This is a genomic window from Rhodococcus sp. NPDC059968, from assembly GCF_042738615.1.
In the GTDB taxonomy this organism is placed as follows: Bacteria; Actinomycetota; Actinomycetes; order Mycobacteriales; family Mycobacteriaceae; genus Rhodococcus_F.
The window spans coordinates 1-6,367 of record NZ_JBHWUE010000207.1; the positions used below are offsets into that span (position 1 = coordinate 1).

The 6,367-nt window shown below is 65.5% G+C and carries 6 protein-coding genes and 1 pseudogene; all 7 read right to left on the bottom strand.

The window, feature by feature from the left end; all coding sequences use genetic code 11:
* Nucleotides 1–424: 424 nt before the first annotated feature.
* Nucleotides 425–595 (bottom strand): hypothetical protein, encoded by a 171-nt coding sequence (locus ACFWAY_RS52805; RefSeq protein WP_378516402.1) that lies wholly within the window; start codon nucleotides 593–595, stop codon nucleotides 425–427.
* Nucleotides 596–830: 235 nt separating this feature from the next.
* Nucleotides 831–1,934, bottom strand: a complete 1,104-nt coding sequence (locus ACFWAY_RS52810; RefSeq protein ID WP_378516403.1) for an alpha/beta hydrolase family protein — start codon at nucleotides 1,932–1,934, stop codon at nucleotides 831–833.
* 263 nt (nucleotides 1,935–2,197) lie between these two features.
* Nucleotides 2,198–2,515, bottom strand: a complete 318-nt coding sequence (locus ACFWAY_RS52815) for a hypothetical protein (RefSeq protein WP_378516404.1) — start codon at nucleotides 2,513–2,515, stop codon at nucleotides 2,198–2,200.
* Entirely contained in the window at nucleotides 2,505–2,756 is a 252-nt protein-coding gene (locus ACFWAY_RS52820) for a hypothetical protein (protein ID WP_378516405.1), read from the bottom strand. The genes ACFWAY_RS52815 and ACFWAY_RS52820 overlap by 11 nt, the downstream gene beginning before the upstream one ends.
* A 76-nt stretch (nucleotides 2,757–2,832) precedes the next feature.
* Nucleotides 2,833–4,821 (bottom strand): cutinase family protein, encoded by a 1,989-nt coding sequence (locus ACFWAY_RS52825; protein WP_378516406.1) that lies wholly within the window; start codon nucleotides 4,819–4,821, stop codon nucleotides 2,833–2,835.
* Between the two features lie 421 nt (nucleotides 4,822–5,242).
* On the bottom strand, nucleotides 5,243–5,410 hold the full coding sequence (locus ACFWAY_RS52830) for a hypothetical protein (RefSeq protein WP_378516407.1): 168 nt from the start codon (nucleotides 5,408–5,410) through the stop codon (nucleotides 5,243–5,245).
* A gap of 447 nt (nucleotides 5,411–5,857) precedes the next feature.
* Nucleotides 5,858–6,253, bottom strand: a pseudogene (locus tag ACFWAY_RS52835) (excisionase); the annotation flags it as partial.
* Nucleotides 6,254–6,367: the final 114 nt, after the last annotated feature.

The window sequence follows — 6,367 nt, forward strand, 5'->3', positions numbered from 1 at the left end:
AACGCGCTGCCCATCGGAAATCTCCAAAGCGGGTACCGGGTTCCTCATGTACGGATTCTATCGAATCGATCAAGAATTATTTGCGAGACACACCACTAGATGCTTTTGGACCACCACCGCAGCCGCCTCGCCTGGCGCTGCACAGCTGGTCTGCCGGGACTTCACCTAAGGACACATCGATTACCGAGGGCATCGGGATAGATCGAGCCTCCCCGACACCGGGCGCCCCGGCTCCCGAAACCCCTCGGACGCATCCGCAGCCGGCGCTCTCTGCCGCCGATCACTCTCCCCGATGTCTGCCGGGTGTCCGCACAGCCGGATCCGGATCTTGGGCGGGCCGGTGGAATCCCGGATCGATGGTCAGGTCTTCGGTGTCGGCAAAGACCAGCCGCCCGTCGTCAAGCGCGATTGTGCACGGACGGAATCAGCTCTGATCCCACGGCGATTGCTCGAGTCTGTTGAGCTCATCGAGAACCAGATCGACGGCGGTGGTCGGGATCCGGAAGTTTGTGCCCTCCAATGCCCGGAGGCGGTCGCGGACGTAGGCAAGCATGGCGAGCTCACGCTCGACTTCGGCTGCGGTTCGGTCGCTCACGGTCCCATTATCCTGCCCTGAGTCGGCGGCGAACCTGCGCCGCCCTAGGTGTCGAGAATAACGCCGGCAGCATCGGTACTCGCCGGCCACCACTCCGCCAATGAGGGTCCTGGCGTCAACAGTCCCATTGCCCGTGCATCACGTTGTGCCCAGTCTCCATGTCATTTCACTCCATTCTCATTGCGTCAGCATCGAACCCGGGCAATAGACGTCCTCCTCCGTGTGGCGGGTGCGCTCAGCGCAGTACCCGGGCGGCGAAGTCCAGCGACTCGGGCATCGAATCGGAAAGGCTGTGGGCATGGTCCGTTCCGGAAAGCTGCTGATACTCGACGTCGACAGCGCTGGAACGCATTTCGGCGAGTTGTGCCCAGGTGAGCGGGATTGGGACCTTGGTGTCGGTGAGGCTGTGCACGACCCGAATTGGTCGGTCGAATCCGCTGGTGGGGACATGCTGCATCTGGTCGAGCACACCGCGTACGTCCGGGGTGTCGAGTGGGGTGGTGAACAGTTCCGCGACGGTAACCGGGTGGGTGCGCAGATAGTCGTTCAGGTCGTTGCTGCAGGTCGCCTTGGCCTTTTCCATCAGGTCGATTCCGGTGGGGGTCAGATGTTGGCGGATGTCGAGTTCCGGGCGGCCGTCGTCGAGTCCGGCGAGGGTGTAGAGGACGTAGTGGGCGATCCCGGCGACCGGGACGGTAGGGAAGTTCGGTCCGGCCAGCGGGAAGAGCTGGTCGAGGTGGGTGGGGGCGGCGACGGCGATTGCGCCGCGGAAGTCGAGTTCGGGTGTGCGGGTGGTGGCCTGATGGGCAGCGAAGTAGGCGGCGTGACCGCCTTGGGAAAGGCCGGTGACGACCCACCGGTCGCTAAGTTGGTCACCGTAGAGTTGGTGGGCGGCGCGGACGATGTCAACGGCGTTGGCGCCGGCTGCGGGTCCGTCGGTGTACGCGTTGACTCCGTCGGTGCCGATCCCGGCGTAGTCGGTGGCCGCGACCGCGTAGCCGGCAGCGAGCGACTGTTCGATGAATTCCCGTTCGACGTCACTGGATCCGGTGACCGACGGTGCACACTCGTCGTCGATTCCGACGTTGCCATGCGCGTAGGACACGACGGGCCATCCACCGGCAGGTGGTGCGCCCTGTGGCAGGAAAACCGACCCGGTGGACTCACCGGCTTCGGTCGCGGTACGCAACGTGGAATAGCGGACTACAGTGCTGGAATCCGCCGCACCGACCGGGAGAACCGCAGCGGTGACAGCCTGCTCGGCGAGCAACGCGCCCGCCGTGTGCATGTCGTCAGGCACGGCGGCGGCGGGTGCGGCAGTAAGAACTATCCCGCTCACGCACACCGCGACAGCCAGTACGGACCGTCGCCTCAGACGTATGCCTCTTGGCGAGCCCGCGAACATTGACATCGACGATCCCCTCCGATGAACTCCGTGCCCGTTCCCCGACGAACACGATGCGGATCGTACCGACCGAACAGATGACGACACCCACCAGTCCGGCACACGATGAGACGACGAGGTGCTGGATTGTCTCCACCCCTCATGCCATCCAGTCTCGACGCAGCACCGCGAGAATGCTGCTGGAGGGTGTGCTCCTCTCATGACTCGCCCCTGTCGTCGAGCTGGACAAGATTGCGGTGGCTGATTTCCCACCGGCCGACTTCGAGCTCGTGAAGGAGGTCGCGGCACCGCTCATCGGTGCTCACGTCCGCGCTTTGCCCGATCACGTTGACAGGGCCGCGGTTTCCGTTCCGCCAGTCGATGACCGTGTAGACGAAGTCACCTGTGGCGAAGTCGCGTTGGCGGGTGCAGATGACGAAGTGTTCCGAGATTGCGCGGACGGTGTAGGGGCGACGGGGTCGAGTGGGATCGGGGTGGTCGGTGATCCCTTGGCGTTCATCAGTGTCACCGCGCACCCCCGGCTGCGAACCTGCCTTCGGAGAGGGTTCCCCGCTGATTGTCCGCGAGCGTGTCGCGGTCGATGGCGCCGCGGCCCAGTCCCTCTGGCCGGAGCCCGACGTGGAAGCCGTCACCGTCCCTTTCTTGGTGTGGGCAGGGGTAGATCGACAGGCCCTGTCGCTTTTCGTGATGGGTGCGGGCGGCGCGGGCATCCTTGCGCGTGAAGTAGGTGCGTTTGTCGCAGTGCGGGCAGGTCACCCAACAGGAGGTGGGGCGGTGTACTCGAGCGGCCAATTTTCCGGTGCTCCTATTCGACTTCGGATCGGTCGGATCGTCAGACGGCACGGGTGATCTGCAGGTTCAGCCAATCCGAGACCCACTGGATGGCGTTGCGGCCGGCGTTGTCGACGACCAGGTTCTGGTAGCTCTGGTGTGCACCGGAGGCGAAGAAGCTGGCCGCGTTCAGGCCCTCCCCGACTACCGCGGCGAGATCCTCGGCCCCCTGCGACTGCGCCATCGTCGACACCGACCCGGCGAGTCCTGCAAGGTCGAGGGTCTGCGCCTGCGTGATGATCGCGTTCCCCACGGGATTGGTCTGCTTGCCCAGAAACGCGGGGTCGGTCTTGCTGGCTTTGCCGGTGAGCATGTTCGAAGCCACCGAGGCGAGTTCGAGTCCGAGTGGGATCAACGCCGCAGTCTGCGCCGCAGCACCGACCGGGTCGGGTAACACCCCGGGCGGAGGAAACAGCTTGTCCGCGGCGGCCCACGCAATTTCCTGGGCCTGGCCGGCGATGTTGGCCAGCTTGATCACGTCGACGTTGCCGAGAATGCTGGTGACCAGCGCCGCGATCTGGGTGTAGCCGGACGGGTCCGGGATGATCGCGAGGATGTGGGAGACCCACTTCAAGTCGACACCGGCGGCCATCTTCACCAGCGGCTCGAACTGCACGTTCAGCTCTCGGGCGGTATCGCGGGCGGCGCGGACATCGCCGGCGGCGATCTCCTGCGGGAGCACGATCAGGTTGTGCAGGATCTTCGGAATATCGAGGGCAGTGACGCCGGTCACGACATTGAGGGCCTGGTCGACGACGACCTTCGGTTTGAGGACCGACAGCACGCTCGACGCCGTCGAGAGGGCACCTGCCGGGGTGGCGGCGACGGGTGCGATCTGGCTACCGAGCGTTACGGCGGTGCCCAAGAGTTGAGAGATTTCGGGTGCGGTGGCAGGCAGTGTGGTGGTGCCACCGTTCGAGAGGTGGGCTGCGGTGACCGCGATCATGGCCACCGAGTCGAGTGCACCGGACAGGTCCGCGTGGCTGGCCGTGGTGAGGACCTGTGCGGCCGCGTTTTCCGGTGTGCCCACCGGGGCTGCGGCCATGCCCGCGGTGGCGGCGGTGTTCGCGGCCCCGGACTGCAGCAGGTCGGCCAGTGGGCTGAGTGTCTTGCTCAGCGAGGTCGCAGTGTCGGCGATCTGGTTCACATCGATCGAGCCGCCGGTGTCGGTGCCGCGCAGTTGCCTTCCGAGCGCGTCGACATTCGATCCGAGAGCGGGCAGGTCGGCGCCACTGAAATCCGAGGTCAGCGCGGTGGCGACCGCCGCGTTTCCTCCACCGGCGCCGGCACCGGTGTTGCCGGGGGTCTTCGACAGGATCGACCCGAGCGATCCGAGGAACGGGTTGGCGCCCTTGCGGATCGAGCAGTACAGGTCTTTCGGATCGCAGATCGAGGCGACCCGCCCCGACAGTGTGCCCATGCCCTGCGACCGGGGACCGGCGATCCCCTCCCCGGAGGTCTTCGGCCCCACCGTCGCGGCGCCCTTCGTGCCGGCACCCGGGTCGGCGAGCAAGGCCACACCGAGGACCTGGTCCGCATCGACCGGCCCTTGATCGTTTCCGATCGCCGACGCGAGATCGCCTGCAGCGTCTGCACCCTGGGAGTAGCCGGTGATCGTGATCTTCGCGCCCCGACACTTGTCGGCGTAGGACGTCAACACGGCGGTGGCCTTGTTGACCGCGTCGGCCTTGCTGTCGGCGTAGGTGTGGCCGTTGTCGAACGCGCGCGCCATGTACGGCAGCGTGTAAATCTGCGCGCGGGCACCGTTCTTCGCCTCGATTGCCGTCGCGACCGGGGCCAGCGAGCCTACGGGCTGGTTCGGGTCGGCGTTCTCGTTGGTCTCCCACGTGCCGGGGATAAACAAGTTGAATGTCGACGCACAGTTGGCAGGGTTGGCATGGGCGATCACGGGCCCTGTGAGCAGCGCAGTCCCGCACAGCATGGTGGTGGTTGTGACCGCCGCGAGCCCACGTCTCGCTGACCATGCCATGTGCGGACTCCTATCGCGCTGCAGCCTGTGCCTTCCGGCTGTCAGTCTCGGTTGCAGTCCGTCTACCAGCAACGACCCCCGCACGCGGTCGGGCGTGTCGGTGGAGCGCCGTTCTGAATTGCGGCGGTTGGGCGCCCCCATCCGCCGAGTGGAAGTCGACGAAACGTCGGGCGCCCGGCCGTCGTGGTCGACGCGGCGGCCCAGAGATCGGCTGATCTGCCGCTGTGCTCGGTCGAAGCCGTTGCGGGGTAGTCGAGGGTGGCGTGCGGCTCCCAGCACCGTAACGACGCGGGCACTGGTGTCGTTGGGAGGTATGCCAAGTTCGCCGGCCTCGCTCTGAAGGTGGTGTCGGAGTTCGCGGCTGGAATGCGGTAGTCATGCCCGACCTCGGACCGTTGTGCACGGCGACATCACGTTTGACTCAGACCGCGGCCTTCTCCCCGCGACCGTCCGGCCGAAGGGCTGTCCGCTCGAGGACTCCTACGCGGGCCTGGTCGAGTTTCTCGCTGGCCGGCCCGTGCAGATGCTGGGTTTTCGCGAGCCCGCTCACAGTTGAGCGGGAAGCGGCCGATCCGCGCGGCGACGGCATCGACACCACCCTGACGGGCCGTATGCAGCGCGGCGTTGCGTCCACTCGGCAACGTCGGCATGCAAGCTGCTGCCCTGTTGCACCCTGCGGCGAAACATGCGGTCAGACGGGGGCTGCGTGCAAGCTGACCTCCTCCCCGCCGGCAACGGCCTCGCACACCGCTGAGATGTTGCCTGCGCCGCACCGCAACGCCGGTACCTGTCGGCAACGAGATCCGGCATTGCGGCCTCGGCCTCGTCACCGACGTTGCGTTGCACTCTCTTGTGTTTCGTACGACCTCAGCCGACTGGTCTGCAACACTGCCTACCGTAGGTAGGGGTTCCTGGACGTGTTGCGGTTCGCTGTTCACCGGTGCTGGCGGTTTTTTCTGTCGCCGATTGATCGGCCTTCTCCCAATCAGGTTGAAGCGCAGGAACTGGTCCTTATCGCACTTACAGGGGCAGGTCATCACCGTGCCCCAACCAGGGTGTACTGGTGGTCAAGCGTTGCCGCATTGCGTTCCTCGGCGATGTCCTCATGCTCGGGCAACGGAGGCCTCCGGAAACCGGCCTCTACGGCGCGTTGCGCGACCTTGTCGAAGCGGCGCATTGCCGTGCTCGCGGCCTTGGCTTTGGTGAGTGTGGCGATCTCGGCGTAGCTGCGCTGCTCGGTTATCCGCAGCCGGGCCGTCTCCTTGACTACCGGTTCGAAGTCGGCGCAGGTATCGATGAAGGCGAGGAGGTTGTCGATGGTCTGGGCCTTATCCGGCATCACGAACCGGTCCTGCGAATCCTTCGGCGGATTGCCGATTTCTGGTGCGTGGGCATTGCGACTGTCCGTTGCATTGCGTGCAAGGTGCTCCTCGTGTTCCTTGGCGTGGGCTCTAGCGGGAGTTTCCTAGATAGCTGTGGCTTCGGTGCGATTAGCGCTGGTGGGAGCTGGTTTTGGTGTGGTCGGGGTGTATTACCTAAGTTGGTG

Excerpts from the sequence above, each read along its gene's own strand:
- ACFWAY_RS52830 (WP_378516407.1), bottom strand. The coding sequence starts at position 5,410 with ATGCCGTCGCCGCGCGGATCGGCCGCTTCCCGCTCAACTGTGAGCGGG.
- ACFWAY_RS52825 (WP_378516406.1), bottom strand. The coding sequence starts at position 4,821 with ATGGCATGGTCAGCGAGACGTGGGCTCGCGGCGGTCACAACCACCACC.